General features: G+C 69.6%; 26 protein-coding genes. 15 read left to right on the top strand and 11 right to left on the bottom strand.

All coding sequences use genetic code 11. The features are described 5' to 3' along the window. Positions 1 to 2: 2 nt before the first annotated feature. The 8 genes from EO776_RS04950 (at position 3) to EO776_RS04915 (ending at position 7,300) form a co-directional block, all read left to right on the top strand. Positions 3 to 197: a DUF7333 family protein gene (locus EO776_RS04950; protein ID WP_049931121.1), complete on the top strand. Its 195-nt coding sequence runs from the start codon at positions 3 to 5 to the stop codon at positions 195 to 197. 110 nt (positions 198 to 307) lie between these two features. Next, complete coding sequence (locus tag EO776_RS04945) at positions 308 to 1,258, top strand: calcium/sodium antiporter (RefSeq protein WP_086216104.1); 951 nt, start codon at positions 308 to 310, stop codon at positions 1,256 to 1,258. Between the two features lie 88 nt (positions 1,259 to 1,346). Then, positions 1,347 to 2,813, top strand: coding sequence for a D-aminoacyl-tRNA deacylase (locus EO776_RS04940; protein WP_094520397.1), 1,467 nt, complete (start codon positions 1,347 to 1,349; stop codon positions 2,811 to 2,813). A gap of 145 nt (positions 2,814 to 2,958) precedes the next feature. Beyond that, positions 2,959 to 4,119, top strand: coding sequence for a cell division protein FtsZ (ftsZ, locus tag EO776_RS04935; protein WP_004598343.1), 1,161 nt, complete (start codon positions 2,959 to 2,961; stop codon positions 4,117 to 4,119). A 61-nt stretch (positions 4,120 to 4,180) separates the two neighbouring features. Further along, entirely contained in the window at positions 4,181 to 4,357 is a 177-nt protein-coding gene (locus tag EO776_RS04930; RefSeq protein WP_006628863.1) for a protein translocase SEC61 complex subunit gamma, read from the top strand. Then, the gene (locus EO776_RS04925; RefSeq protein WP_049931127.1) at positions 4,357 to 4,809 is read left to right on the top strand and encodes a transcription elongation factor Spt5; all 453 of its coding nucleotides are present in this window, start codon (positions 4,357 to 4,359) and stop codon (positions 4,807 to 4,809) included. Before EO776_RS04930 ends, EO776_RS04925 begins: the two co-directional genes overlap by 1 nt. A gap of 121 nt (positions 4,810 to 4,930) precedes the next feature. Next, complete coding sequence (gene artA, locus EO776_RS04920; protein WP_049931130.1) at positions 4,931 to 5,893, top strand: archaeosortase A; 963 nt, start codon at positions 4,931 to 4,933, stop codon at positions 5,891 to 5,893. Positions 5,894 to 6,052: 159 nt separating this feature from the next. After that, positions 6,053 to 7,300, top strand: coding sequence for an MgtC/SapB family protein (locus EO776_RS04915; RefSeq protein ID WP_049931132.1), 1,248 nt, complete (start codon positions 6,053 to 6,055; stop codon positions 7,298 to 7,300). Between the two features lie 53 nt (positions 7,301 to 7,353). Here the strand turns inward: EO776_RS04915 and EO776_RS04910 are convergent, their stop codons facing one another. The 3 genes from EO776_RS04910 to dph5 all read right to left on the bottom strand — a co-directional run bounded on the left by EO776_RS04910 (position 7,354) and on the right by dph5 (position 9,103). Further along, the gene (locus EO776_RS04910; RefSeq protein ID WP_086220484.1) at positions 7,354 to 7,728 is read right to left on the bottom strand and encodes a CBS domain-containing protein; all 375 of its coding nucleotides are present in this window, start codon (positions 7,726 to 7,728) and stop codon (positions 7,354 to 7,356) included. Between the two features lie 114 nt (positions 7,729 to 7,842). Then, a complete protein-coding gene (locus EO776_RS04905) occupies positions 7,843 to 8,229 on the bottom strand; it encodes a CBS domain-containing protein (protein ID WP_049931137.1) in 387 nt (128 codons plus the stop codon). A gap of 76 nt (positions 8,230 to 8,305) precedes the next feature. Then, positions 8,306 to 9,103: a diphthine synthase gene (gene dph5 / locus EO776_RS04900; protein WP_086216107.1), complete on the bottom strand. Its 798-nt coding sequence runs from the start codon at positions 9,101 to 9,103 to the stop codon at positions 8,306 to 8,308. Between the two features lie 174 nt (positions 9,104 to 9,277). On the opposite strand from dph5, the gene EO776_RS04895 reads away from it, so the two are divergent. From EO776_RS04895 to lrpA1, 3 genes are all read left to right on the top strand, one after another. Next, positions 9,278 to 11,173: a 2-oxoacid:acceptor oxidoreductase subunit alpha gene (locus tag EO776_RS04895; protein ID WP_049931142.1), complete on the top strand. Its 1,896-nt coding sequence runs from the start codon at positions 9,278 to 9,280 to the stop codon at positions 11,171 to 11,173. 3 nt (positions 11,174 to 11,176) lie between these two features. Continuing rightward, positions 11,177 to 12,115, top strand: a complete 939-nt coding sequence (locus EO776_RS04890) for a thiamine pyrophosphate-dependent enzyme (protein WP_049931144.1) — start codon at positions 11,177 to 11,179, stop codon at positions 12,113 to 12,115. Between the two features lie 82 nt (positions 12,116 to 12,197). Further along, positions 12,198 to 12,626 carry an HTH-type transcriptional regulator LrpA1 gene (lrpA1, locus tag EO776_RS04885; protein WP_049931146.1) on the top strand — a complete coding sequence of 143 codons (429 nt, stop codon included), beginning with the start codon at positions 12,198 to 12,200 and terminating at the stop codon, positions 12,624 to 12,626. A 39-nt stretch (positions 12,627 to 12,665) separates the two neighbouring features. Here the strand turns inward: lrpA1 and EO776_RS04880 are convergent, their stop codons facing one another. The 3 genes from EO776_RS04880 to EO776_RS04870 all read right to left on the bottom strand — a co-directional run bounded on the left by EO776_RS04880 (position 12,666) and on the right by EO776_RS04870 (position 17,601). Further along, a complete protein-coding gene (locus tag EO776_RS04880; RefSeq protein ID WP_049931147.1) occupies positions 12,666 to 13,139 on the bottom strand; it encodes a GNAT family N-acetyltransferase in 474 nt (157 codons plus the stop codon). Between the two features lie 135 nt (positions 13,140 to 13,274). After that, positions 13,275 to 16,427, bottom strand: coding sequence for an isoleucine--tRNA ligase (gene ileS, locus EO776_RS04875; protein ID WP_094520394.1), 3,153 nt, complete (start codon positions 16,425 to 16,427; stop codon positions 13,275 to 13,277). 52 nt (positions 16,428 to 16,479) lie between these two features. Then, on the bottom strand, positions 16,480 to 17,601 hold the full coding sequence (locus tag EO776_RS04870; RefSeq protein ID WP_049931151.1) for a pyridoxal phosphate-dependent aminotransferase: 1,122 nt from the start codon (positions 17,599 to 17,601) through the stop codon (positions 16,480 to 16,482). A gap of 153 nt (positions 17,602 to 17,754) precedes the next feature. On the opposite strand from EO776_RS04870, the gene EO776_RS04865 reads away from it, so the two are divergent. Beyond that, positions 17,755 to 18,255 carry a metal-dependent hydrolase gene (locus EO776_RS04865; protein WP_049931154.1) on the top strand — a complete coding sequence of 167 codons (501 nt, stop codon included), beginning with the start codon at positions 17,755 to 17,757 and terminating at the stop codon, positions 18,253 to 18,255. 49 nt (positions 18,256 to 18,304) lie between these two features. Here EO776_RS04865 and EO776_RS04860 read toward each other — a convergent pair whose 3' ends face one another. Continuing rightward, entirely contained in the window at positions 18,305 to 19,096 is a 792-nt protein-coding gene (locus EO776_RS04860; protein ID WP_086216110.1) for a PHP-associated domain-containing protein, read from the bottom strand. A 130-nt stretch (positions 19,097 to 19,226) separates the two neighbouring features. Here EO776_RS04860 and EO776_RS04855 point away from each other — a divergent pair, with 130 nt between their 5' ends. Further along, positions 19,227 to 19,526: a DUF7565 family protein gene (locus EO776_RS04855; protein WP_049931157.1), complete on the top strand. Its 300-nt coding sequence runs from the start codon at positions 19,227 to 19,229 to the stop codon at positions 19,524 to 19,526. Positions 19,527 to 19,536: 10 nt separating this feature from the next. Here EO776_RS04855 and rocF read toward each other — a convergent pair whose 3' ends face one another. After that, the gene (gene rocF / locus EO776_RS04850) at positions 19,537 to 20,445 is read right to left on the bottom strand and encodes an arginase (RefSeq protein ID WP_049931159.1); all 909 of its coding nucleotides are present in this window, start codon (positions 20,443 to 20,445) and stop codon (positions 19,537 to 19,539) included. A gap of 146 nt (positions 20,446 to 20,591) precedes the next feature. On the opposite strand from rocF, the gene EO776_RS04845 reads away from it, so the two are divergent. Both EO776_RS04845 and EO776_RS04840 read left to right on the top strand, forming a co-directional pair. Next, positions 20,592 to 20,810, top strand: coding sequence for a hypothetical protein (locus EO776_RS04845; RefSeq protein WP_086220413.1), 219 nt, complete (start codon positions 20,592 to 20,594; stop codon positions 20,808 to 20,810). Positions 20,811 to 20,917: 107 nt separating this feature from the next. Then, on the top strand, positions 20,918 to 21,451 hold the full coding sequence (locus EO776_RS04840) for an Rrf2 family transcriptional regulator (protein ID WP_099288988.1): 534 nt from the start codon (positions 20,918 to 20,920) through the stop codon (positions 21,449 to 21,451). Between the two features lie 125 nt (positions 21,452 to 21,576). Here EO776_RS04840 and EO776_RS04835 read toward each other — a convergent pair whose 3' ends face one another. The 3 genes from EO776_RS04835 to cdd form a co-directional block, all read right to left on the bottom strand. Beyond that, positions 21,577 to 22,758, bottom strand: a complete 1,182-nt coding sequence (locus EO776_RS04835; RefSeq protein WP_086216112.1) for an NAD(P)/FAD-dependent oxidoreductase — start codon at positions 22,756 to 22,758, stop codon at positions 21,577 to 21,579. An 83-nt stretch (positions 22,759 to 22,841) separates the two neighbouring features. Continuing rightward, entirely contained in the window at positions 22,842 to 23,660 is an 819-nt protein-coding gene (locus EO776_RS04830) for a nucleoside phosphorylase (protein ID WP_049931170.1), read from the bottom strand. 97 nt (positions 23,661 to 23,757) lie between these two features. Beyond that, positions 23,758 to 24,162 (bottom strand): cytidine deaminase, encoded by a 405-nt coding sequence (gene cdd, locus EO776_RS04825; protein ID WP_049931171.1) that lies wholly within the window; start codon positions 24,160 to 24,162, stop codon positions 23,758 to 23,760. Positions 24,163 to 24,184 lie beyond the last annotated feature (22 nt).

Raw genomic sequence — 24,184 nt, 5'->3', positions numbered from 1 at the left:
CCATGGAATTCGACCTTCCACGCGCGGCAGCGATCCTCGTACTGATCGTCGCGGTCGGCGCCGGCGGCCTCATCGGCGCGGAGATGATGCCCCTCCAGACGACCCTGATGATGGTCGTCCCGTCGATGCTCGTCTTCGGCGGGCTCGCGTTCGCGATCGGCGTGAAACACGGCGAGTTCCGGGCGGGACACGCCTGAACCGATCGAAGGGGCGGCCGAGACCCGCCTCGTAGCGAAACGGTAGCGGCCGCCACCTCGGGCGGTCGCGGATCACGACCCTTTTGAAACGCCGTTGCGAACCGGGAGCCGTGCTGCCCGGGTCGCCACTCCTCGAACTGCTGTTGATCGCCGTCGGCGTCGCCCTCCTGTACGCCGGCGCCGAACTGCTCGTCGCGGGGGCGAGGGACCTCGCGCTCGCCGTGGGGCTGAAGGCGTCGACGGTCGGCGTCACCGTCGTGGCGTTCGCGACGACGGCCCCGGAGCTTTTCGTCTCCCTGCTCGGCGCCGTCACGGTGTCGACGGACATCGGACTCGGCGCGATCGTGGGCTCGAACATCGCGAACATCGGGCTCGTGTTGGGGGTGTCGGCGCTTATCCGCCCGCTCAACGTCTCCGACACGGTGTTTCGCCGTGACGTCCCGTTCATGGTGCTGGCCGCGCTGCTGTTGGTCGGCCTCGGTTGGGACGGGCGGATCGGGTTCCTCGACGGCGTCGTGCTGCTCGGGACGCTCGTGGCGTTCACCGCCGCGGTGCTGCGACGCGTCCGGGAGAACCAGTCGGCGATCACCGACAGCGAGCGGGACGAGATGCCGGACGCGAGGGCCCGCGACATCGCGATGGTCGTCGCCGGGATCGCGGCGCTCGTCCTCGGCTCGCGGTGGCTGATCGACGGCAGCGAGTCGCTGCTGGCGGCCGCCGGCTTCTCGGACATCTTCATCGGACTCACCGTGCTGGCGCTCGGCACGTCGCTGCCGGAGCTGGCGGCCAGCGTCGTGGCCGCGGTGCGCGGCGAGGCGGAGTTCAGCGTCGGCAACGTCGTCGGCTCGAACATCTACAACATCCTCGCCGTCATCGGCATCGTGGCCGTCGTGACGCCCATCGGCGTCGCCCCGGGCGTTCGCGGCTTCGAGTTCCCCGCGCTGCTCGCGTTCACGGCCGTCATCGTCGGCATCATGGCGTACAGCGAGCGGATCACCCGCGTCGACGGCGCGGTCCTCACCGTCGGATACGGGGCCTTCGTCTATCTGTTGCTCCCGTAGCGCGGACGGCCGGACCCCGGTCGACGCGCCCCCGCGGAGTCGGAGCAGAACCGACGGCTATTCCGTCGCGGGCGACCGAGTCGGCGTCGTGATAGCGATCGTCGTCAGCCGGGCCGACAGCGCCTCGGCGCACATCGGCGAGCGGCTGCTCGAGGTCGGCGACTGGGAGGCGCGCGAGGACGAGTCGCGCCCCGACGCCGACGGGGGCGCAACGTACTACCGGGCGGCGGGGTTCGAGCTCCGCGAGTTCGACGACCTCCACATCCGCCTGTCGGACCCGGCCGCCGCGTTCGACTGCGACCCCGAGTTCCTCGCGTTCGTCTCCAGACACTCGGGGGAGACGGGCGAACTCCTGACCGCGCACGTCACCGGGAACTTCGGCGAGGCGAAGTACGGGGGCGACCCCGAGTCGCTGGCACGGGCCGCGCCGGGCGCGGAGAAGCGCGCCGTCGAGGCGCTCGCGCGACATGCCCCGGAGGGGTACGAGGTCGGCATCGAGTGTACCCACCACGGGCCGACGGGCGTCTCCGTGCCGTCGCTGTTCGTCGAACTCGGCTCCGACGAGCCGCAGTGGGAGGACCCCGAGGCGGCCGCGGCGGTCGCGCGGGCAGTCCTCGACCTGCGCGGGACCGGCGCGGACGTAGTCGGCGAGGGCGTCGCCGACGCCGCGACCGCGCCGCGCCCCCGTCACGTCGTCGGCTTCGGCGGCGGCCACTACGCGCCGCGGTTCACCCGTATCGTCCGCGAGACCGAGTGGGCGGTTGGGCACGTCGGCGCCGACTGGGCGCTCGCCGACCTCGGCGCGCCCGAGGCGAACTGCGACGTGATCGACGCCGCCTTCGAGCGGAGCCGCGCCGACCGGGCCGTGATCGACGGTGACCGCCCCGACCTCGCCGCGGTGGTCGAGGACCTCGGTCACCGGGTCGTGAGCGAGACGTGGGTCCGCGAGGTCGGCGATGCTCCGATCCCGCTCGTCGAGCGGCTGGAGGCGGCGATCGGACCGGTCGACGAGGGGTTGCGGTTCGGCGCGGTCGCCGACGAAGTCCCCGAAACGGCGGGGACCGAGGCGGAAGACGCCGGTGGCGACCGGGCGGACGGCACCGGCGGCGACGGGGCAGCGGTCCGGGTCCGCGACCTTCCGGCGGACCTATGCTCGCGGGCGCAGGGGCTCGACGCCGCCGCGACGCGGGAGGCGGTCGAGCGCGTCGCCGTCGCGTTCGACACGGAACAAGGCGGCACCCGCGCGGCGGGGCGGGTCGCGTTCGCGACGACTCCGGAGACGCCGGGGTACGCGGACCTCGTGGACGGGTTGGCGGCGGTGTTGGAGACCGGGTACGACGCGGTCGAGGTGGCGGCCGACCGGAACGCGGTGGTCGCCCGCGAGACCGCGTTCGACCCGTCGCTGGCGGCCGAACGAGGCGTACCGGAGGGGCCGGCGTTCGGCCGGCTCGCCGACGGGGAGGCGGTCGAGGTCGACGGCGCGACCGTCGAACCCGACGACGTGTCGCGAGCGCGGACGGAGCGGTTCCCGATCGACGGCGACGCCCTCAAATAATTTATAAAAGCCCGTGCGGCCGGCGGATCGACCGCGTTAGCCGTACTCGCTCGGGTCGGCCGCGAACGCCGGAGATTTCGGCGTCCGACCTGCGTCAGACGATCGGGCAAAAATAAATACGTCCGGGTCGCAACGACACCACATAATGGACTCCATCGTTGAGGACGCCATCGACGAAGCCGAAGAGGCCCCCGCAGAGGACGCCGGGGGAGCCGGCGAGAGCGCCGCCGGAGGGAGCGCCGGCGCGCCGCCACAGACCGGGACGATGACCGACGACGAGTTACAGGACGTCCTCCAAGACCTCCAGACGAACATCACGGTCGTCGGCTGCGGGGGCGCCGGCGGCAACACGGTCAACCGCATGACTGAGGAGGGGATCCACGGCGCGAAGCTGGTCGCCGCCAACACAGACGTCCAGCACCTCGTCAACATCGAGGCCGACACGAAGATCCTCATGGGCCAACAAAAGACGCAGGGGCGCGGCGCGGGCTCCCTCCCGCAGGTGGGCGAGGAGGCCGCCATCGAGTCCCAAGAGGAGATCCAAGACGCCATCGACGGCTCCGACATGGTGTTCGTCACCGCCGGGCTCGGCGGCGGCACCGGGACCGGCTCGGCGCCGGTGGTCGCGAAGGCGGCCCGCGAGTCTGGCGCGCTCACCATCGCCATCGTCACGACCCCGTTCACGGCCGAGGGCGAGGTCCGACGCACGAACGCCGAGGCCGGCCTCGAACGCCTCCGCGACGTGAGCGACACGGTCATCGTCGTCCCCAACGACCGCCTGCTCGACGCGGTCGGGAAGCTCCCCGTCCGGCAGGCGTTCAAGGTGTCCGACGAGGTGCTGATGCGCTCGGTGAAGGGGATCACGGAGCTCATCACGATGCCCGGGCTCGTCAACCTCGACTTCGCCGACGTTCGCACGGTCATGGAGAAGGGCGGCGTCGCGATGATCGGCCTCGGCGAGTCGGACTCCGACTCGAAGGCGCAAGACTCGGTGAAGTCCGCGCTGCGCTCGCCGCTGCTCGACGTCGACATCTCGGGCGCGAACTCCGCGCTGGTGAACGTCACCGGCGGCACCGACATGTCCATCGAGGAGGCGGAGGGCGTCGTCGAGGAGATATACGACCGGATCGACCCCGACGCCCGGATCATCTGGGGGACCTCCGTCGACGACGAGCTCGAAGGCGAGATGCGAACCATGATCGTCGTCACCGGCGTCGAGTCGCCGCAGATCTACGGGAGCAACGGCGAACCGCCGGAGGGCGGCGCCGCTTCCGCCGACGTCGAGGACATCGACTACGTGGAGTAGTCGCCCCGTCCCGAGCCGCATCAAAAGGTAAAAACCGTCTCGTCTCGAATTTGCTGGTAACATGGACGTTCCGTACGACCTCAACAGCTACATTCGGGTGCTGAAGCTGGCGAGCACGCCGAGCACCGACGAGTTCCTCCAGGTGTCGAAGATCGCCGGCGCCGGGATCCTGCTCATCGGGTTCATCGGCTTCCTGATGTTCGCGATCATGAGCCTCCTCCCGGGGGTCGGCGCGTAATGCCGATCTACTCGGTCAAGACGACGGCGAGCCAGGAACGCACCGTCGCCGACATGCTCGCCGAGAAGGAGACGCCCGAGATCCAGGCCGTCATCGCCCCCGACCAGCTCACGAGCTACGTGATGGTCGAGGCGACCGACGGGGCCGCGTTCGGCCGGATTCTCGACGAGATCCCGCACGCCCGCGGCGTCATTCAGGGCGGCGACGGCCCGGCCGAGAGCCCCTTCTCCGAGGTCGAGCACTTCCTCTCGCCGACCCCGGACGTGGAGGGGATCGCCGAGGGCGACATCGTCGAGCTGATCGCCGGCCCGTTCAAGGGCGAGAAGGCGCGCGTCCAGCGGATCGACGAGGGGAAAGACCAGGTGACCGTCGAGCTGTACGAGGCGACCGTCCCGATTCCGGTGACGGTCCGCGGCGACCAGATCCGCGTCCTCGACAGCGAGGAACGGTAAGGCCTCCGGCCGGCCGATCGGCGCGGCGGCGGACGAGGAAGCGCGAGCCGACCCGACCGTCTGACGCCGGGATCGCACGCAACGACAAGGGCTTTATTCGACGACGACGGACCGTAGCGATATGTTCGGCCACGGCGCGCCGGCGGTGTTGAGCGTGATTCCCGACACGTTCACGTTCGCGTGGATCGTCGCGATCCTCTTCGCGACGGCGTGGCTGCTCGACGAGCGCGGGCTGGCCGCCGGTCGCGCGCTCGCGGCCGGGACGTGGGCGCTGTTCGGGCTCTTCTGGCTGTCGACGGTGCCGTACTTCGCGTTCGAACACCAGAGCTACGTCGAGTCGATCCTCGCGCTCGTCGGCTTCCCCGCCAGCGTGTACGCGGGGTATCTCCTCTACGACGGGCGCGCGTCGCTTTTCACGCTCACGCGGGCCATCGCGATCATGCTCTTCATCTACCTCCCGTTCGAGACGATCCCGGCGTTCACCGTCGGCGGGGTCGCGGTCCCGGAGCCCCGCCGGATCCTCATCGAGGTCGTGGCGACGCAGACCGGTGCGCTCATCGACCTGCTCGGGTACGCGCCGGAGGCGGTGACGAGCAGGGAGGGGTACGAGGCGGCGTACTCGTGGACGCTGGACGACGGCCACACCGTCATCATCCACATCGTACTGGCGTGTACGGGGCTGGGGAGTATGGCCATCTTCGGCGGCCTCGTCGCCGCCGTCGAGGCGCCGCTCGCGCGGAAGCTCCGCGCGCTCGCGGTGTCGATCCCGCTCATTTACGTCCTGAACATCTTCCGGACGACGTTCATTTCGGTGGTGTCTGGCAACCAGTACATGCACTGGTACCCGGACCTGGTGATGACGATGTTCGGCGCGACCGACCCGTACCGGGTGTCGTTCCTCATCTCCGACCGGATCATGAGCCAGCTGCTGGCGGTCGTGGCGCTCATCGCGATCACCTTCCTCGCGGTGCGCGAGCTACCCGAGCTCGCGGTCATCTTGGAGGACGTGCTCTACCTCATCACCGGCGAGGAGCACGACCTGACCGAGGCGCTCGACCTGCCGCGCGAACCGACGAACCGATAGGGCGGCGGGTCCGCGACGGCCCCGCTTTGGAGATACTATAGATTACTATATAGCAAGCTATAGACGTAGCGGGCCGGAACGGTCGGTCATGACTACGAGGGCGCGAGACGGACCGTCGGGCGCCGGTCCGAGAGCGCGGTCGCGCGGAGGTGGGCGGCGGTGATAGGCGGGGTCGACCCGTTCGTCTACCTCGAGACGAACGTCGCGAAGCTGGCGTTAGCGACCGCGCTCGGCATGTTCCTCGGGCTGGAGCGCGAGTGGTCGCAGAAGTCGGCGGGGATCCGGACGTTCGCGCTCGTCAGCCTCGCGGCGGCGGTGTTCTCGCTCGTCGACGAGCCCGGGCTGCTCGTCGTCGGCGGCGTGCTGGTGGTCGCCAGCGCGGTGTTACTGGCGGTCCGGAGCTTCGTCGAGGCCGAGGTCGACGGGCTCTCGCTGACCACGTCGGCGTCGCTGCTCGTCACGTACGGGGTCGGAGTGCTCGTCGCCGAGGAGTTGTTCATCGAGTCGGTGACGGTGGCGGTGCTCTCGTCGCTGCTCTTGGTGTTGAAACGGGAGCTCCACCAGTTCGCGTGGGGGCTCTCGCGCGAGGAGGTGCGCAGCGCGGTGGAATTCACCATCCTCGCGTTCGTCGTCTTCCCCCTCCTCCCCGCCGAGACGATCGACCCGTGGAACGCGGTCCAGCCGCGGCTCGTCTGGTCGCTCGTGGTCGCGGTCAGCGCCATCGGCTTCGTCAACTACGTGCTGGTGAAGCGGTATCAGGGGCGCGGCTACGCGGTGACTGGGTTCTTCGGCGGGCTCGTCAACTCGACGGCGGTCGTCGCCGAGATGGCGAAGCGCGCGAAGGGGCGCGCCGACCTCGGCGAGATCGCGGTGGGGTCGATCCTGCTCGCCAACGCCGCCATGGCGTTCCGGAACGCCGCGGTCGTGGCCGTCTTCGTCCCCGAGGCGGCGCTCGTCGTCGGCGCGCCGCTCGGCGCGATCACGGTCGCGGGGATCGGCGTCGCCGTGTGGCGGAGCGACTGGCGGACGACGATGGAGGCGGAGCTCACCTCGCCGTTCAGCCTCGGGAACGCGCTCACGTTCGGCGCGCTCTTCCTGCTCGTGCTGCTCGCCTCCGCGGTCGCCGAGCGGACGTTCGGCGCTGGCGGGTTCGTCGCCACCTCCTTCCTCGCGGGGCTGGTGTCGTCGGGGACCTCGACGACCACGGCGGTCTCGCTGCTCGGGACCGGACAGATCGGCGTCGACACCGCGGTCGCGGGCGTGGTCGCCGGGACGGCCGCCAGCATCCTGGTGAAGACGGCGTTCGCGGCGAGCATCGCGCGCGAGCTGGTCAGGCCGGTGTTCCTGTGGAACCTCCTGTTGATCGCCGTGGGCGTGGTCGCGGGGGCGCCGCTGTTGCTGTTGTGAGGGCCCGCTGAGTCCGGTGGGCGAAGTGGGTCAGGCAGCCCGTCGGACCGGCCTCAGGAGATGTGTGCGGCGATGTCCGTCGACGACATCATCCCGACGTAGTCGTCGTCGACGACCGGGAGGTGTTTCACGCCGTACATGGTCATCATCGCGGCGACCTCCTCCAGCATGAGGTCCGGCGTCACCGTCTCGACGTCCTCGGTCATCACGTCGCGGACCGTCGTCGCCTCCGGGTCGCTCCCGTCGGCGACCGCTCCGACGACGTCGCTCTGCGTGAGGATACATCCTCCGCCCGTCGTCACGACGAGCGCACTGATGTTCTCGTCGCGCATCCGCCGGGCGGCCTCCCGGAGCGGCGCGTCCGCCCCGATCGTCTCCAAGGGCGTCGACATCACGTCCGCGACGCGGGTCCTGTCGTCGAGATCCATACCGCGCTGTGTGTTACCATGTTTCATTACTCTTCCGGAACGCACAACGCGACGCGATCTCGACTCGGATGCGGCGCCGTCACGCGGCCTCGGGCCGTCCCGGCGCCCGACCCGTCAGCCTCGCCGCGAGAGGTACGCCGTGAGGTCCGTCGTGGAGACCATGCCGATCGGTCTGTCGTCGCCGTCGGTCACCGGGAGGTGGGTGTAGCCGTGTGCGGTCGGCTCCGCCAGCTCCGCGACGGTGTCTTCGCGGCCGACCGTGACCACGTCGGTCGTCATGAACGCCTCGACCGGCGTCCGGTCTTTCGGGTCGTTGTCCCGGACGAGGGCGACGAAGTCCGTCGCGGTGATCAGCCCGGCGAGGGCCCCGTCGGAGTCGAGGACGAGGAGAGAGCTACCCCCGGACTCGCGCATCTGCTCCGCCGCGTCGGCCGCCGCGGCCCCGCGTTCGATAGTCGTCAGGTCGGTCGACATGAGTCGATCTACCGGCACGTCATTCATGGTGCGTGCCAACGCCCCACATAATAATCAAACGTGCGGTCGGTTCGGGGGCGTTCGCCTCGCGACCGCGGACGCCTCACTCGTCGACGAGCGACTCGGGGGCGCCGGCGAGACCGACGAGGGCGTCCGCCTCGACGTGATGGAGGTCACCCGGGATCACGAGCAGGTGGAGCGGGTCACCGAACTCGCGGTCGGCGAGCGCGCTCAGACGGTCGGCCGCGACGACCGCGTCCGGCGAGCCGGCGCGGGCGACGACGACCGCGAGCTCGTCCGCCCACTCCTCGGCCAGCAGTCCGGCGGCGACGTCCGCGGTCATGTACTCCTCGTGGTCGGGGTCCGGACCGGCGGGGCCCGTTCCCACCTTGATGTCGAGGTAGACGACGGTGTGGAGCCCGCGCTCCCGGTTCGCCTCGATCGTCTCGACCACGCTCCCGGGGACGTCGTCGCCGCCGTGAGCGTACGGGAACGGGAGCGTCGTCGCCTTGCCGAACCGGTAGTTCTGGAGCCCGGTGAGACTCGACGCCGCGGACTGGGCGGTCACGCCGTGGATCACGCGCGTGTCGATCCCGCGCTCCTCGGCGCGGAGGCGGAGGTCGGTGTGGGTGGTCGAGATCATCGTGTCGCCGGCGGTACAGAACGCGGCGTCGCCGGACTCGGCCGCCGCGAGTATCGGCTCCGGGTCCTGCTCGACGCCGGCGCGGTCGCGCACCTCGACGTCGACGCCGTGGTGCGCCTCAAGGTCAGCGACGTCGGCGCCGACCAGTCGGCTGGTGTAGAACTCCGCGAAGACCCTGTCGGCCGCGCGGAGCGCCTCCCGCCCCTCGACGGTGACGGAGCGCTCGTCGCAGAGACCGAGCCCGATGAACGTGAGCATACCCGGAGTCGGCGCGCGGCGAATGAAAAGAACGCGGAAAATCGGCTCGGCAGCGCGAGAACATTTGACACCCTAATAGACCTTCATGATTGTCCCTTGGGATTCCATAGCAAGCCATAAGAGGGAACCAACACAAGTTCAGGCCACGAGGCCCACTCGGGCTCACATACCATTATGACTGACGACGAACTCATCTGGCGGATATCGGGGGGATCCGGTGACGGGATCGCTTCCACCAGCCAGAACTTCGCGAAGGCCTTGATGCGATCGGGGCTCAACGTCTTCACGCATCGGCACTACCCGTCGCGAATCCGCGGCGGCCACACCTACACGGAGGTCCGCGCGTCGGCGGACCCCGTGAACTCCCGGGGCGACGGCTACAACTTCCTCTTAGCGCTCGGCGACTCGTTCGCTCGGAACCCGTCCGAGGGCGCCGTCTACGGCAACGAGGAGATCAAGCCGCTCTCGGAGAACCTGGATGAGCTCCGCGAAGGCGGGGTCATCATCTACGACGAGGGGCTGCTCGACGCCTCCGAGATCCCGAACTTCGAGGAGCGCGCCGAGGAGAACGACTGGCACGTATTCCCCCTCGACCTCCGCGGACTCGCCCGCGACATGGGTCGCGAGGTCATGCGCAACACCGCCGGCGTCGGCGCGACCTGCGCGATCACCGGCATGGAACTCGACCACGTCGAGGACCTGATGCGCGACGCGATGCCGGAGAAGATCCTCGACCCGAACCTCGAGATCCTCGAGACCGCCTACGAACAGGTCCAAGAGGAGTACGACGTCGACGCGCCGGACGTGTCGGTCCCGACCGGCGAACACGACGAGACCCAACTGCTCATGTCCGGGTCGGACGCCATCTCCTACGGCGCCATCGACGAGGGCTGCCGGTTCATCTCCGGCTACCCGATGACACCGTGGACCGAGGTGTTCACCATCATGACGAAGAACCTGCCGAAGCTCGGCGGGATCTCCGAGCAGGTGGAAGACGAGATCGCCGCGGCCGCGCTCGCGGTCGGCGCGTCCCACGCCGGCGTCAAGGCGATGTCCGGCTCTTCCGGTGGCGGGTTCGCGCTGATGTCCGAGCCGCTCGGGCTCGCGGAGATGACGGAGACGCCCGTCGTCCTCGTCGAGGCCATGCGCGCCGGTCCCTCGACCGGGATGCCGACGAAGCCGGAGCAGTCCGACCTCGAACACGTCCTCTACACCTCGCAGGGGGACTCCCAGCGCGTCGTGCTGGCGCCCGGCACCGTCGAGGAGGCGTACGAGCAGTCCCGGCTCGCCTTCCGGCTCGCCTACGGGTACCAGATCCCGACGATCCTGCTGTACGACCAGAAGCTCGGCGGTGAGATGACGAACGTCCCGAAGAGCCACTTCGACCGGGAGGCGAACCCGGACCTCGGGAAGACGCTCTCGGAGGACGCGCTGTCGGAGCAGCCCCACAGCGACGACGGGAAGTTCCACCGCTTCCAGCACGAGGTCGACGACGGCGTCTCCCCGCGGTCGATCCCCGGCCAGAAGGGAGGTCGCTTCCTCGCGACCGGCAACGAGCACGACCCGACCGGCCACATCAGCGAGTCCCCGGACAACCGGGTCGCGCAGATCGACCGGCGGGCCGAGAAGCTGGCGGCGATCCGCGACGACCTCGACACGGTCGACACCGGGTCGTACGCCGGCCCGGAGGACGCCGAGTACGGCATCCTCACGTTCGGCAGCCAGCAGGGAACCGTCGAGGAGGCCGTCGGTCGCCTCAACGACGCCGGCGTCTCGGTGAAGTCGTACGGCGTCTCGGACATGCTGCCGTTCCCGACCGAGCAGGTCCGGGCGTTCATCGAGAGCGTCGACGAGGTGCTGGTCGTGGAGATGACCGCCTCGGGACAGTTCCGCGGGCTCGTCCAGAAGAACCTGGGCCAGTACGGCGAGAAGCTGTCGAGCCTGCTGAAGTACAACGGGAACCCGTTCGAGCCGGCGGAGATCGTCGACGGGTTCGAGACCGCGATCGTCGAGGGCGACGGCGACGCGCCCGGCCATCAGACCACCTTCGTCCCAGCCGCAGGTGACTAAGCAATGAGCACGTTTTCAGCAATCGGAGAGGAGCGAGAGATCGACCGCGACGAGTACACCCCCGGCGTCGAGCCGCAGCCGACCTGGTGTCCGGGCTGCGGTGACTTCAGCGTCCTGAAGGCGCTCAAGCAGGCGCTGCCGGAGGTCGGGCGCACGCCCGAGGAGACCCTGCTGTGTACCGGGATCGGCTGTTCGGGCAAGCTGAACAGCTACCTCGACACGTACGGGTTCCACACGATCCACGGGCGCTCGCTGCCCGTGGCCCGCGCCGCGAAGCTCGCGAACCCCGACCTCGAAGTGATCGCCGCCGGCGGCGACGGCGACGGCTACGGGATCGGCGGGAACCACTTCATCCACACGGCCCGGGAGAACCACGACATGACGTACATCGTGTTCAACAATGAGATCTTCGGGCTCACGAAGGGGCAGACCTCCCCGACGAGCCCGAAGGGCCACAAGTCGAAGACGCAGCCTCACGGGAGCGCCAAGGAGCCGATCAAACCGCTCTCGATGTCGCTGAACGCCGGCGCCTCCTACGTCGCCCGCACGGCGGCAGTGAACCCGAACCAGGCGAAGGAGATCATCGCCGAGGCGATCGAACACGACGGGTTCGCGCACGTCGACTTCCTCACGCAGTGCCCGACGTGGAACAAGGACGCGCGCCAGTACGTCCCGTACATCGACGTCAACGACTCCGACGACTACGAGTTCGACATGACGGACCGCGTCGAGGCCCAGGAGATGATGCGGACGACCGAGGAAGCCCTCTACGAGGGCGAGGTGCTCACCGGCCGCTTCTACGTCGACGAGGACCGCCCCTCCTACGGAGAGGAGAAGCGCTCGATCGGCGAGATGCCCGAGGAGCCGCTCGCCGAGCGCTACTGGGACGACGACTACGAGTGGGAACGCTCCCACGACATGTTCCTCGACAAACATGCCTGAGCCGACCGGCGGCCGTTCACGACGCGGCGAGTTCGTTTTTTGATTCGCAAGGTCTTTTTTCATTGGTGACAAACGTACTCATATGAGTACTGTATCGACAGAGGAACGGATCCTTTCCGTGTTAGAAGAGGACGCACAGGCGTCCTGCGGGGAGATCGCCGAGCGAGCCGACGTCTCGAAACCGACGGTGCGGAAGTACATCGACCGCCTCGAGGAGCGCGGCGTGATCGTCGGCTACTCCGCGGAGGTCGACCCGAAGAAGCTCTCTTCGCAGTCGATCGCCATGGTCGGCATGGATGTCGACTCGGGGCGGTACGTGGAGGCCACGCGGGATCTGAAGTCGCTCGACGAGGTTCAGGCGCTGTACACCTCCTCGGGCGATCACATGCTGATGGCGGAGGTCCGCGCCGGCGACGGCGACGAGCTCGGCGACGTCATCTCGGAAAAGCTGCTCGGCGTCGACGGCGTCACCGCGGCCCACCCCTCGTTCCTCCAAGAGCGGCTGAAGTGAGTCGGCCGAGAAGCGGCTCGTTTTGACTGTCGACGCCTCTCAGGTGAGCGCGTCGGGGTCCGCGACGACGATCGATTCGTCGCCCGCCGGGCTCCGCCGGGTCCCGCGAGGCGCGAACCCGTGCGCGCTGAAGAACTCCTCGGCGCTGGGGCGGTCCGAGGGGACGGTCGCGCGGAGCGTTTTCACCCCGCGGTCGGCGAGCGCGCTCCCCACGCGGGCGAGCAGCTCGGCCGCGACGCCCTCGCCCGCGCGGTTCGGGTGAACCCACAGCGCCAGTAGCTCGGCCTCCGTCCCGTCGGGATCCGGGTGCGCGATGGCGAGCCCGACGGGCCCCTCCTCGTCGTGTTCCATCAGGAACGACCACTCCGCCTCGGCGGCGGCCTCGCGGACGCCGGCGGCGGACACGTCGAGCAGTGGCGCGCCGATGTCGTCGAACACCGTCTCCTCGCGGGCTCGTGAGACCGCCGTTCGCAGGTCCTCCGCGTCGTCGGGGCGAGCCGCCCGGACATCCATGTTCGACCGTGAGTAAAGAACGCACCTATAGGTTTCGGGATGCGAATTGTTCCCACAGTATCGGTCGACGAAAGCTCCGACTCGTCGGGCGAGGATCGCGACGCGTTAAGCGAAAGCCGCGGCCCGTCGGGGCCGTTACGCGACCGGTTCGACCCCGATCGTGACCGCGACGCCTTCGACCTCCCACTCTTCGACGAGTCCGCCGTCGGCGTCGGCGGCGTCGCTCGCGTCGTCGAGCCACGCGTCGGCGCGCACCTCGCCGGCGATCAGGTCGGCGTGCTCGTCCACGAAGCCGGCGACCCGGTCGTCGTCGACCGCGACGCCGACGCGAATCCGCGCCTCAACGTCGAGGTCCAGTTCCTTGCGCATCTCCTGGACCCGGCGGATCACGTCGCGGGCGTACCCCTCGGACTCGATGTCGGGCGTCAGCGAGGTGTCGACGTAGACGGTGCCGCCCTCGAAGTCGGCCCCGGAGACGTGCTCCGGCGGCTCCGCGACGTATTCGACCATCTCGTCGTCGAGGTCGACGGGCTCGCCGTCGACCGCGACCTCGCCGCCCTCGACCTCGGCGCGGGTCGCGCCCTGAACCGCCTCCATCACCTTCTGGGCGTCCCCGCCGAACGCCGGCCCGATGGCGGCCATCTGGGGCTCGGCGGTCTCGACCAGTTCGTCGAAGGCGTCGGTGACGACCACGTCGCGGGCGTTGACGCGGTCAGCGATCAGCGCTTTGAGGCGGTCGACCGCGGCCGCAACCGTCTCGTCGTCGGTCTCGACGACGACGCGCGGCACGGGCCAGCGGAGCTTGCGGCCAGCCTGCTGGCGCGCGTTCGCGGCCGCCTCCTCGATGTCGCGGAAGGCCGCCACGTCGCGTTCGAGGTCGTCGTCGCGCAGGTCCGCGTCCGGCTCGGGGTACGACAGCGCGTGGACCGTCGTCGCCTCGCCGTCGAGCCGCTGGTACATCCGCTCGGTGAGGTACGGGGCGATCGGCGCGAGCAGCCGGATCACCTCGTCGAGGACCGTCGCGAGCGTGGCGTACGCGCCGCGCTTCGAGGGGGAGTCGGTCTCCTCCCACATGCGGTCGCGGACGGCCTTCACGTAGAACCGCGAGACGTCCTGCGTGACGAACTCGATGACGGCGTTGACGGCGTCGCTGACGCGGTAGTCGTCCCACGCGTCGGCGACCTCCGTCTCCACGGACTGGAGCCGGGAGAGCACCCACTCGTCGACGAGTTCGAGCTCGCCGTCCGAGAGGTCGGCGTCGGCCGGGTCGTAGCCGTCGAGCTCCATGTACTCGAGGGGGAACCGGAACACGTTCCAGAGGATGTTGAGCTTGCCCTGGATCTCGCCGAGCCCGTCCCACTCGAACGCGAGGTCGACGCCCTGCTGGTCGTGGCTGAGCAGGTAGGTGCGGAGCGGGTCGCGGCCGGCGCGCTCGATGGCCTCCTCCGGCGTGACGATGTTGCCGACCGACTTCGACATCTTTCGGCCGTCCTCGTCGTTGGCGAAGCCGTGCATCAGCACCTCCTCGTAGGGGATCTGATCGACCGCGGCCGTCCCCATACCGAGCTGCGACCAGAACCAGCCGCGGGTCTGGTCGTGCGCCTCGATGATGAGGTCGGCGGGCCACAGCTCCTCGTGGGCGGTCTCGTCGCTCGGGTAGCCGAGCGTGCCCCACGAGGCGACCGAGGAGTCGAGCCACACGTCGAACACGTCTTCGACGCGGCGGTAGGTCGTCCCGTCCTCGACGATCGTGAGGCCGTCGACGGCGGGGCGGTGGAGGTCGATCGAGTCGGGATCGATATCCTCCTCGACGCGGTCGGCGAGCTCCTCGCGGGTGCCGACCACGATCATGTCCTCGTCGAGGTTCCCCGGCTCGGCGTCCTCCGGGACCCAGATCGGGATCGGGACGCCCCAGTAGCGCTGGCGCGAGACGTTCCAGTCGGGCGCGTCCTCGATGAAGTCGCGGAACCGGTTGTCCCGGGCCCAGTCGGGGTGCCACTCCGACTCCTCCATGTTGTCGAGGAGGTCGTCTTTCACGTCCGTGATCGAGATGAACCACTGGTCGGTGACCAGCTGGATGATCCCGGTGTCACAGCGCCAGCAGTGGCCGTAGCTGTGGTCGACGGTGCCGTGCGCGAGCATGTGGCCGTCGGCGACGAGGTCCTCGATGATGTCGTCGTTCGCGTCGCGCACGAACTGGCCGGCGTACTCGCCCGCCGCCGCCTCGAACTCGCCGTTCGGACCGACGGGACAGTGGATGTCGAGCCCGAGTTCGGTGCCGCGGTGGAAGTCCTCTTCACCGTGGCCCGGCGCGGAGTGGACCAGGCCGGTGCGGTCGGCCTCCACGTAGTCGGCCGCGTACACCTGTCCGGCGCCCTCGAAGTCGGGGTAGTCGGCAACGTGGTCGGCGAGCGGGTGGTCGTACGCCCAGCCGACGAGTTCGTCGCCGGTCAGCTCCGCCTCGACCGCGTACTCCTCGTAGCGGCCCTCCCCGAGTACGTCCTCGACGCACTCGGCGGCGACGTAGAGGAGCTCCTCCTCGCCGTCCTTCTCCGCGCGGACCGCGTTGTAGGTGAGGTCCTCGTCGACGGCGACGAAGGTGTTCGCGGGGATGGTCCACGGCGTCGTCGTCCAGATGACGAGGCTCCCCTCGCGGTCGGCGAGCGGGAACTTCACGTAGATGGAGGGGTCCTCGACGTCCTCGTACTCGACCTCGTTGTTGGCGAGCCCGGTCTCGCAGCGCGGGCACTGCGAGATGGACCGCTTCCCCTGCTCGACGAGCCCGTTGTCGGCGACCTCGGAGAACGCCCACCAGGCGGCCTCCATGTACTCCGGCGAGATGGTCTCGTACGGGTCGTCCCAGTCCATCCACGCGCCGATGGATTTGAAGTCCTCGTCCATCGCCGCCCGGTTCTCCAGGGCGAACTCCTTACACTTCTCGATGAACGGCTCCATGCCGTACTCCTCGATGTCCCGCTTGTTCTCGAAGCCGAGCTCCTCCTCGACTTTCACCTCGATCGGGAGCCCGTGCATGTCGTATCCCGGGCGGTCGGTGACGCGGTGGCCGGTCATCCGCTTGTACCGGATGACGGCGTCTTTCAGCGTCTTGTTCCAGGCGGTCCCGAGGTGCATCTGCCCGGAGGTGTACGGCGGGCCGTCCACGAAGAAGAACGGCGGATCGTCGGCGTGCGCCTCCTTCGCCGCCTCGTAGGCGTCGTGGTCGTCCCAGTACTCGTCGACCGCGGTCTCGACGTCCGCGGGCGCGTACTGGTCGTCGATCTGCTCCATACGCGTTGGTCTGCGCGCGCGTATTTGAATACGGCGGAGTCGTGGGAACGGTTCAGCCCGCGTCGGCGGGGCCGCCGTCGAAGTAGTCCGCGAGCCGCTCAGCCGCCTCGGTCGCTCGGGGCGTCACCAGCGCGAACCGGATCCACTCGTCGCGGGCGGTGCCGAACGCCTCGCCCGGCATCCCGGCGACGCCGGCCTCATCGATCAGGCGCTTGACGTTCGCCATCGTGCCGGGGAACCCGTCGAAGCGCGCGAGGACGTAGAAGGCGCCCTCCGGGCGGCCGTACTCCGCGCCCGCCGCGTCGAGGGCGGCGGCGAACGCGTCGACGCGGTCAGCGAGCAGGTCGCGCGACGCGGCGTAGTAGTCGGACGGCGTCTCTTCGAGCGCGTGGTACACCGCGTACTGAGAGGGGCGCGCCCCGGTGACGTTGACGAGCATGTGTCGGGTCCTCGCGTCGCCGACGTGCGCCTCGGGGAACACCCCGTACCCGACGCGGAAGCCCGTGATGGCCATCGACTTCGAGAAGCCGCTCGTGACGATGACGCGCTCGGAGTCCAGCGTCAGCGCCGACTCGAACGAGCCGGTGAGATCGAACCGGTCGTACACCTCGTCGACGACGACGAGCGCGTCGACGGCCGCCGCGATTTCGACGACCTCGCGGACCGCGTCGAGGTCGTAGACGGCGCCGGTCGGGTTGTTCGGCGTGTTGAGGACGACGAGTGCCGTGTCCTCGCTCGCCGCCTCGCGGATCGCGTCGACGTCGAGCCCGCCGTCGCGCGCCGTGGGCACGAGCGTCGGCTCCCCGCCGAGCAGGTGCGTCTTCCCGGGGTAGTACGGGTACACCGGGTCCATCAGGAGCACCTCGTCACCAGCGTCGCGGTCCAGCGCCCGGGCCATCGCGAGGTAGTTCGCCTCGCCGGTGCCGTTGGTGACGACCACGCGCTCGGGATCGACGCCCCGGCGCTCGGCGATCGCCCCGCGGAGCTCTCGGAGCCCGTCGCTCGGCGGGTACTGGAAGTCGGCTGGCGGGAGGTTGGCGTACTCGCGGAGGGCCTCTCGGAGCGCGGCGGGCGGCTCCCAGTCGGGGTTGCCGCTCACCATGTCGATGACGTCGCCGTCGGCGGCCGCGGCGTACTGCATCACGTGGAAGAACTTCGGCTCCTCGTACTCCATACGGTCGGGTCGGACGCGCCCGCCGTGGCTCTTTCGGCCCGTGAGCGTTTCGGCTCGTGAGTGGACCCCGGTCGACGGCGAGGCGGTGCGATCCTCTCCGGGTACGCCGCCCGGATCCGGTGGTTTGACCTGCCGACCCGCACACGCAGAGACATGAACAAACGCGGCCACGTCCTCAACGGCCTGCTGCTCGCCCTGGGGCTCGGCTTCATCGTCGAACCGGGTCTCGACGCGGCGACCGCGACGACCGTCGCCGAGATCACCGTCCCCGTCGTGTTGGGGGCGCTGTTCCCCGACGTGGACACCGCCTTCGGCCGTCACCGGAAGACGCTCCACAGCCTCCCCGTGCTCGCGGTGTTCCTCGCGTATCCGATCGTCTTCGGCAACCTCCAGTACGTGTGGATCGGCGTGTTGACCCACTACGTCCTCGACGTGGTCGGCAGCCGACGCGGCATCGCGCTGTTCCACCCGTTCTCGGACCGTGAGTTCGGAATGCCGAGCGGCGTGACGACGAGCAGCAAGTACGCCGACCTCGTCACGGTGGTCATCACCGGGGTCGAGCTGACGGCATTCTGGGCGATTCACACCTACGTCGTCAGCCTCGACCTGGACCTGTCCGCGGCGTCGGAGGCCGCGGCGGGCTTCGGGCTCTGACCGGGAAGCCGATCGGGATCCGGGCCGCCCCGAGACGCTCGCACGGCCGCTATTCGTAGACGCTCACGTCGTCGAATCGCCCCTCGTATGCGACGTTCGACGGGAGGGTCGGCTCGTTACCGGAGAGGAACATTCGGTCGAGCTTCGTCCACGTGTTCTCGTAGCCGAGGTGCGCGAACTCCACGAGCCCGCGGAGCCGGTGGCCCAGTCCGCCGCGGTGGATCACCGTTCGGGGGCGTCGCTCGCGGAAGGCGTCGGCGACCGCCTCGGCGTCGTCGAGGTCGCCCTCGAAGGCCGTCCACGCCTCGCCGACCGTGCCGGGGAGGTGGGCGTACGAGGATCCGAACCCGGCGCAGCCGGTCTCCGTCGCGGTCCGGCGGGCGCGCGCGTTCTGGTGGGGGAGCAGCTTGGTGTTGTACGTCTCGACCGCGTCGATCCGGGCGGCGTGCGCGTCGACTTCGGGTCGCGTGAGCGAGATAGTGGCGAACCCGGGGTGCGGGACGAGGACGGCCGCGTCCTGCCGCTCGAACTCGGCCATCGCTCCCTCGAAGGTGATGTAGTCGGGGACGGGATCGGAGAGTCCGAGGACGAGGAGGTGTCGCCGGTTCCCCCAGTCGCCGGTGAACACCTCGCGGGCGGGGACGACGGTCAGCTCGTCGTCGGTGTACCGGGCCGCACGCTCGCTGATCGTCGGGAGGCGCGTGAAGTGCGGCGCGTACACGAGCGCGTCGATGTCGCGCGCCTTCGCCCGGGCGACGACCTCGTCGTCGAGTATCTTGACGTGGGCGTCGACGCGCGTTCTCGATCGGGTCACGGTCGCACGGTCGTCGCGCCCGCGCAAATGGGTATCGTTCGACGACGACGGTGCCGCGACCGCGGGGGTGAACCCGCGGTGCCGACCCCCGTCGACCCCCCGGCGCGCCCGCGCCGAGTTGGGAAACCGTTAATCCCCCTCGGGCGAGAGTCCGGGTATGGCCCCTCGCTGGACGTGCGGCATCGGCGACTGCGACGCCGCCTTCGACGACGTGGAGGCGGCGATCGTCCACCAGACGAACGACCACCAGCGCCACGAGTGTAAGGTGTGCGGCACGATCGTCCCCGACGGCTACTTCGCGATCCGGCACGCGTTCGACGAGCACACCCGCGCCGAGTTCGTCCGCGCGTACGACGCCGACTCGGCTGCGGTGCGCCGCCGCGAGGAGATCAAAGGCGAGGTCGAGTCCGAGGCGGACCTCCAGCAGGTCGTCGAACAGCTCGACCGAGGCGTCTGACCCCGGCCTCTCAGTACAAGACGCGCTTCCCGAACGCGCTCGCCGCCAGCTCAGTCGCGAGCTCAGCCGTCTCGTTGTGCTGGTCCAAGGTCGGGTTCACCTCGACGATCTCCATCGACCGGAGCGCGTCAGTCTCGTCGACGATCTCCATCGCGCTGTGCGCCTCGCGGTAGGTGACGCCGCCGCGGACGGGCGTCCCGACGCCGGGCGCGGCGTTGGGGTCGAGCCAGTCCAGATCGAGGCTGACGTGGATCCCGTCGACGCCCGCGGACGCGACCTCGAGCGCCTCCTCCGTGACAGCCGTGATCCCCCGCTCGTCGATGTCCGACATCGTGTACGCCGCGAAGCCGCGGTCGCGGATCAGCTCCGCCTCCGCCCCGTCGACCGAGCGGAGCCCGACCAAGGCGACGTTCTCCGGCGAGAGCCCCGGCGCGTTCGCCCACTCGGTGTCCGCGAACTCGCCGATCCCGAGCGCCGCCGCCAGGGGCATCCCGTGGACATTGCCAGAGGGCGTCGTCGCGGGCGTGTTGAGGTCCGCGTGCGCGTCGAACCACACGGCGCCGACGTCCGCGTCGCGCGCGGACCCGGAGAGGCTCCCGATGGCGATGGAGTGGTCGCCGCCGAGCGCCAGCGGCACCTCGCCGTCGGCGAGCGTCGCGGCGACCTCGTCGCCGAGCCGCCGGCAGACCGCTTCCGTCTCGCGGATGAACTTCGCTTCCCCCTCGCTCGGCGCGTCCGCGTCCGGGTCGCGCTCCTCGGCCCGGGGGACGTGGAGGTCGCCCGCGTCGACGGTCTCGACGCCGGCGCCGGCGAGCTGGTCGGCGAGCCCGCCGTACCGGATCGCCGACGGTCCCATGTCGACTCCGCGTCGGTTCGCCCCGTAGTCTGTCGGCGCGCCGATGATCCTGACCGTGGTCATACCGGCTACGCGACGCCGCGGCGCTTGAATGGTGGGGATCGGCGGCCGGGTCGAGCCGACGGGGCGGGATCCGCCCGACCGCGGTCCGAGCGAATCCGACCGACCGGATCGGACAGCGTTTTGCGCCCGGGCCGCCACGGACGCCCATGAGCAGTCCCGATCCCCGCTCGGTCGACCCCGGCGACATCGAGCCGATCGGCGCGACCATCGCGGTCGCGTTCACCGGCGCGGCGATCGGGCTCGTCGGCGCCGCGGTCTCGTTCGTCGCCGTCGACTTCGGCGTCGCGCTGATCGGCGTCGGCGTCGTCGTCGCGCTGTCGAGCCCGCTCGCGTACGTGCGGATGAAGCGGCTACGCGGCGGGTGAGCCGAACCGGCCCGAACCGACGGTCTCCGGCCGCCGAGACGATTCCACACGATCGTTTATAAATGGGTTCCACCGCATTTAAGCGGGGGCGCGGTGTATTCCGCACCATGTCATCGATCGAGCTCACTTCGAGCCAGAAAAGCATCCTCTCGGCCCTCATCAACCTGTACGGGGAACGAGAGGACGCCGTGAAAGGCGAGGCGATCGCCGAGGAAGTCGACCGCAACCCCGGGACGATCCGGAACCAGATGCAGAGCCTCAAGGCCCTCCAGTTGGTCGAGGGGGTACCCGGCCCGAAGGGCGGCTACAAACCCACCTCGAACGCGTACGAGGCGCTCGACATCCAGCGCATGGACGAGCCCGCGAACGTCCCGATCTACCACGAGGGCGAGGAGGTCGAGGGGGTCAACGTCGACGGGATCGACCTCTCCAGCGTCCACCACCCCGAGCTGTGCCGCGCCGAGATCCACGTTCAGGGTTCGGTCCGCGACTTCCACGAGGGCGACAGCGTCGCCGTGGGGCCGACGCCGCTCTCCAAGCTCGTCATCGACGGGACGGTCGACGGGAAAGACGACACCGCGAACATTCTCATCTTGCGGATCGACGATATGCGAGCCCCCGACGAGCCGGCCGAACACTGACTGCGAGAGCCGCTGTTTCGTTGCGCCGTGGAGGTCGTTCGACGGAGAACAGCGTTTGAGTCGTGGCCGACCCGAGCCGAGGATCGAAAGCCGAGAGTTGCGTCGCTACCGCGCGTCGGCCGATCTCACATGTCGCCGAACGCGCTGACGCCGCGGCTCGCGGAGGAGACCTTGGCGATCCAGCGCGTGGCGATGCCCTTCTTCAGCAGCTTCGCGGGCGTGCCGCCGAACGTCTTGATCGGCATCCCCATCACGTCGTGAGCGACCGCCTCCTCACCGACCGAGATGACCGTCCCCTTGTCCTCGTGGGTCCACGAGCGGAGCGGCGCGCCGCGGGCGGCGCGGGCGAGGTTCGCGCCCGCGACCTCCGCGGCCTGCCAGGCGGCCTGCGCGGTCGGCGGGGCCACGTCGTCGTCGCCCTGCTCGACGAGGGCGGTGTCGCCGATGGCGAACACGCGGTCGTCGCTGGTGCTGAAGTCGGAGCCGGCGTGGACGCGGTTCGAGCGGTCGTCCTTCTCGACCTCGACGTTGTCCAGTTCGGGCTGGCCCGTGATGCCGCCGGTCCAGATCAGCACGTCGTAGCCGAGCTCTTCCGGCTCCTCGTCCTCGCCGCCACCGAGGTAGACAGCCCCCTCGTCGGCCTCCGAGATGAAGTCGCCGGTGAGGATCTCGATGTCGGCGTCCTCCAGCCGCTGGCGGAGCGCCCCCTGGATCTGCGGGTCGTTGCCGGGGAACACCTCGTCGAGCCCCTCGACCAGTTTGATCTCAAGCGGGGCGCGGTGCTTGTCGCGGTACTCGGCGATCTCACCGGCCGTCTGGATGCCGGAGAGGCCGGCGCCGCCGACGACGACCTGCGCCGGGTCCGAGCGGGTCGCGTCGGCGGCCGCCTCGCGGACGTCCTCGTGGATCGCCTTCGCGTCGTCGAGCCCCTTCAGCTGGTGGGCGTTCTCCTTCAGCCCCTCGATGCCGAAGAAGGCGGTCGTGGAGCCGACCGCGAGGAGGAGGTAGTCGTAGTCGACGGTCGTGCCGTCGTCGGTCTCGACGGCGCGCTCGTCGGTGTCGACGTCGACGACCCGGCCCTGGACGAAGTCGGACTCGGGGGACTTGATCTCGTCGACGGGGATCGTGATCTTGTCTTCGACCGCGGGGTTCCGGATCGCGCGGTGGGCCTCGTGGAGAACGAGGTGATAGTCGTGTTCCGAGATCCACGTGAGCTCGGCCTCGCCCTCGCCGACCTCGTCTTCGAACGCCTTCACCGCCCCTGCGCCGGCGTACCCGGAGCCGACGACCACGACCTGTGTACTCATGCCTGCCGCTCCGCGGTCCGTGGGTAAAGTCGCTTTGGAACGCCCGCGCCCGGCAGCGAGCAGCGTGACGGCCGGAGCGCCCGCTACAGCGAGAGGCCGGCGTGCCAGCGGTCCGCGCCCGCCTCGCGTTTCACCTCGTCCATCCGCGTGAGGAGCTTCACCGCGAGGCTCGCGGTCTCGGCCGCGCGCGACTCGCCCTCGGTCCGGAACTCGCCGGTCACGCGGTTGGCGTACACCGAGCAGACCGCGCCGGCGCGGAGCCCGTACACGTTTGCGACCGTGAGGATGGCCGACGCCTCCATCTCGATGTTCTTCACGTTCGCGTCCTGAAGCTCCGCGACGAGCTCGTCGGAGCCGGCGGCCTCGAACCCCTCAAACCCGGGTCGCCCCTGTCCGGCGTAGAAGGAGTCGGCGCTCATCGTGACGCCCGTGTGGTAGTCGTGACCGAGCCGCTCGGCGGCCGCGACCAGGGCGGAGACCACCTCGCCGTCGGCGCTCGCCGGGTAGTCCTCGCGCACGTACTCGTCGCTCGTCCCCTCCTGCCGGACGCCGCCGGTGGTGATGACGAGGTCGCCGACGTCCATCTCCGGCTGGATCGCGCCGCAGGAGCCGACGCGGATGAACGTGTCGACGCCGACGCGCGCGAGCTCCTCGACGGCGATGGCGGCCGAGGGGGAGCCGATCCCGGTTGAGGTGACCGAGATCGGGGCGCCGTCGTAGCTGCCGGTCGCGGTGCGGTACTCGCGGTGGCGCGCGACCTCCTCGTGGTCGCCCCACAGCGCGGTGATCTTGTCGACGCGCTCGGGGTTACCGGGAAGGAGGACCGCGTCCGCGACGTCGTCGGGCGCGGCCTCGACGTGGTATCCGGCCTCGTCGTTGGGGTCCTCGCTGTCGTCGGTCATGTCTCCGCCCTTCGGCGAGCCGTTTAAAAGTAGTTCCGTCTCGGCCGGACGGGTCTCCCGCCGATCTAGTCCTCTCTCGCGTCGGTCCTCCCTCGCGTCAGTCCTCTCTCGCGTCGTCGAGCGTGCCCTCGTTGATCGTGTTCGGGAGCAGTTCCCCGAGCGTGTACTCCGTGACCGCGTCGTCGCCCTCGTCGCAGGCGACGACGAGGTCGTCGGCCGCGAACTCCGCGAGCGTCTGCCGGCACATCCCGCAGGGGGTGACCCCGTCGCGGACGCCCGACGAGACCGCGATCCGGTCGAACTCGCGGTGCCCGTTCTTCACCGCCTCCGCGAGCGCAACCTCCTCGGCGTGGAGGCTGTTGGAGTAGTTCGCGTTCTCGATGTTACAGCCGGTGTAGACGGTGCCGTCGGCGGTCCGGAGCGCGGCGCCGACGCGGTACTCGGAGTAGGGGACGTGGGCGGCGTCGAGGGCTTCGCGCGCCGCGGCGATCAGCTCGTCCATACGGCCGCGTGACGCGGCGGAC

The sequence above is a fragment of the Halorubrum ezzemoulense genome (genome assembly GCF_004126515.1).
Taxonomy (GTDB): domain Archaea; phylum Halobacteriota; class Halobacteria; order Halobacteriales; family Haloferacaceae; genus Halorubrum; species Halorubrum ezzemoulense.
Note: the sequence above shows the minus strand (reverse complement) of the source record. Positions and strands in the feature narration are given on the sequence as shown.

What these genes read in the sequence shown, in the direction of transcription:
- ftsZ (WP_004598343.1), top strand. Translation starts at nt 2,959, where the DNA reads ATGGACTCCATCGTTGAGGACGCCATCGACGAAGCCGAAGAGGCCCCC.
- dph5 (WP_086216107.1), bottom strand. Translation starts at nt 9,103, where the DNA reads ATGCTCACGTTCATCGGGCTCGGTCTCTGCGACGAGCGCTCCGTCACC.
- EO776_RS04890 (WP_049931144.1), top strand. Translation starts at nt 11,177, where the DNA reads ATGAGCACGTTTTCAGCAATCGGAGAGGAGCGAGAGATCGACCGCGAC.
- EO776_RS04830 (WP_049931170.1), bottom strand. Translation starts at nt 23,660, where the DNA reads ATGACCGACGACAGCGAGGACCCCAACGACGAGGCCGGATACCACGTC.
- EO776_RS04925 (WP_049931127.1), top strand. Translation starts at nt 4,357, where the DNA reads ATGCCGATCTACTCGGTCAAGACGACGGCGAGCCAGGAACGCACCGTC.
- EO776_RS04835 (WP_086216112.1), bottom strand. Translation starts at nt 22,758, where the DNA reads ATGAGTACACAGGTCGTGGTCGTCGGCTCCGGGTACGCCGGCGCAGGG.
- EO776_RS04840 (WP_099288988.1), top strand. Translation starts at nt 20,918, where the DNA reads ATGTCATCGATCGAGCTCACTTCGAGCCAGAAAAGCATCCTCTCGGCC.
- EO776_RS04880 (WP_049931147.1), bottom strand. Translation starts at nt 13,139, where the DNA reads ATGGATGTCCGGGCGGCTCGCCCCGACGACGCGGAGGACCTGCGAACG.
- EO776_RS04910 (WP_086220484.1), bottom strand. Translation starts at nt 7,728, where the DNA reads ATGGATCTCGACGACAGGACCCGCGTCGCGGACGTGATGTCGACGCCC.
- EO776_RS04905 (WP_049931137.1), bottom strand. Translation starts at nt 8,229, where the DNA reads ATGAATGACGTGCCGGTAGATCGACTCATGTCGACCGACCTGACGACT.
- cdd (WP_049931171.1), bottom strand. Translation starts at nt 24,162, where the DNA reads ATGGACGAGCTGATCGCCGCGGCGCGCGAAGCCCTCGACGCCGCCCAC.
- EO776_RS04930 (WP_006628863.1), top strand. Translation starts at nt 4,181, where the DNA reads ATGGACGTTCCGTACGACCTCAACAGCTACATTCGGGTGCTGAAGCTG.
- rocF (WP_049931159.1), bottom strand. Translation starts at nt 20,445, where the DNA reads ATGACCACGGTCAGGATCATCGGCGCGCCGACAGACTACGGGGCGAAC.
- EO776_RS04870 (WP_049931151.1), bottom strand. Translation starts at nt 17,601, where the DNA reads ATGGAGTACGAGGAGCCGAAGTTCTTCCACGTGATGCAGTACGCCGCG.
- EO776_RS04855 (WP_049931157.1), top strand. Translation starts at nt 19,227, where the DNA reads ATGGCCCCTCGCTGGACGTGCGGCATCGGCGACTGCGACGCCGCCTTC.
- ileS (WP_094520394.1), bottom strand. Translation starts at nt 16,427, where the DNA reads ATGGAGCAGATCGACGACCAGTACGCGCCCGCGGACGTCGAGACCGCG.
- artA (WP_049931130.1), top strand. Translation starts at nt 4,931, where the DNA reads ATGTTCGGCCACGGCGCGCCGGCGGTGTTGAGCGTGATTCCCGACACG.
- EO776_RS04845 (WP_086220413.1), top strand. Translation starts at nt 20,592, where the DNA reads ATGAGCAGTCCCGATCCCCGCTCGGTCGACCCCGGCGACATCGAGCCG.
- EO776_RS04950 (WP_049931121.1), top strand. Translation starts at nt 3, where the DNA reads ATGGAATTCGACCTTCCACGCGCGGCAGCGATCCTCGTACTGATCGTC.
- lrpA1 (WP_049931146.1), top strand. Translation starts at nt 12,198, where the DNA reads ATGAGTACTGTATCGACAGAGGAACGGATCCTTTCCGTGTTAGAAGAG.
- EO776_RS04895 (WP_049931142.1), top strand. Translation starts at nt 9,278, where the DNA reads ATGACTGACGACGAACTCATCTGGCGGATATCGGGGGGATCCGGTGAC.
- EO776_RS04865 (WP_049931154.1), top strand. Translation starts at nt 17,755, where the DNA reads ATGAACAAACGCGGCCACGTCCTCAACGGCCTGCTGCTCGCCCTGGGG.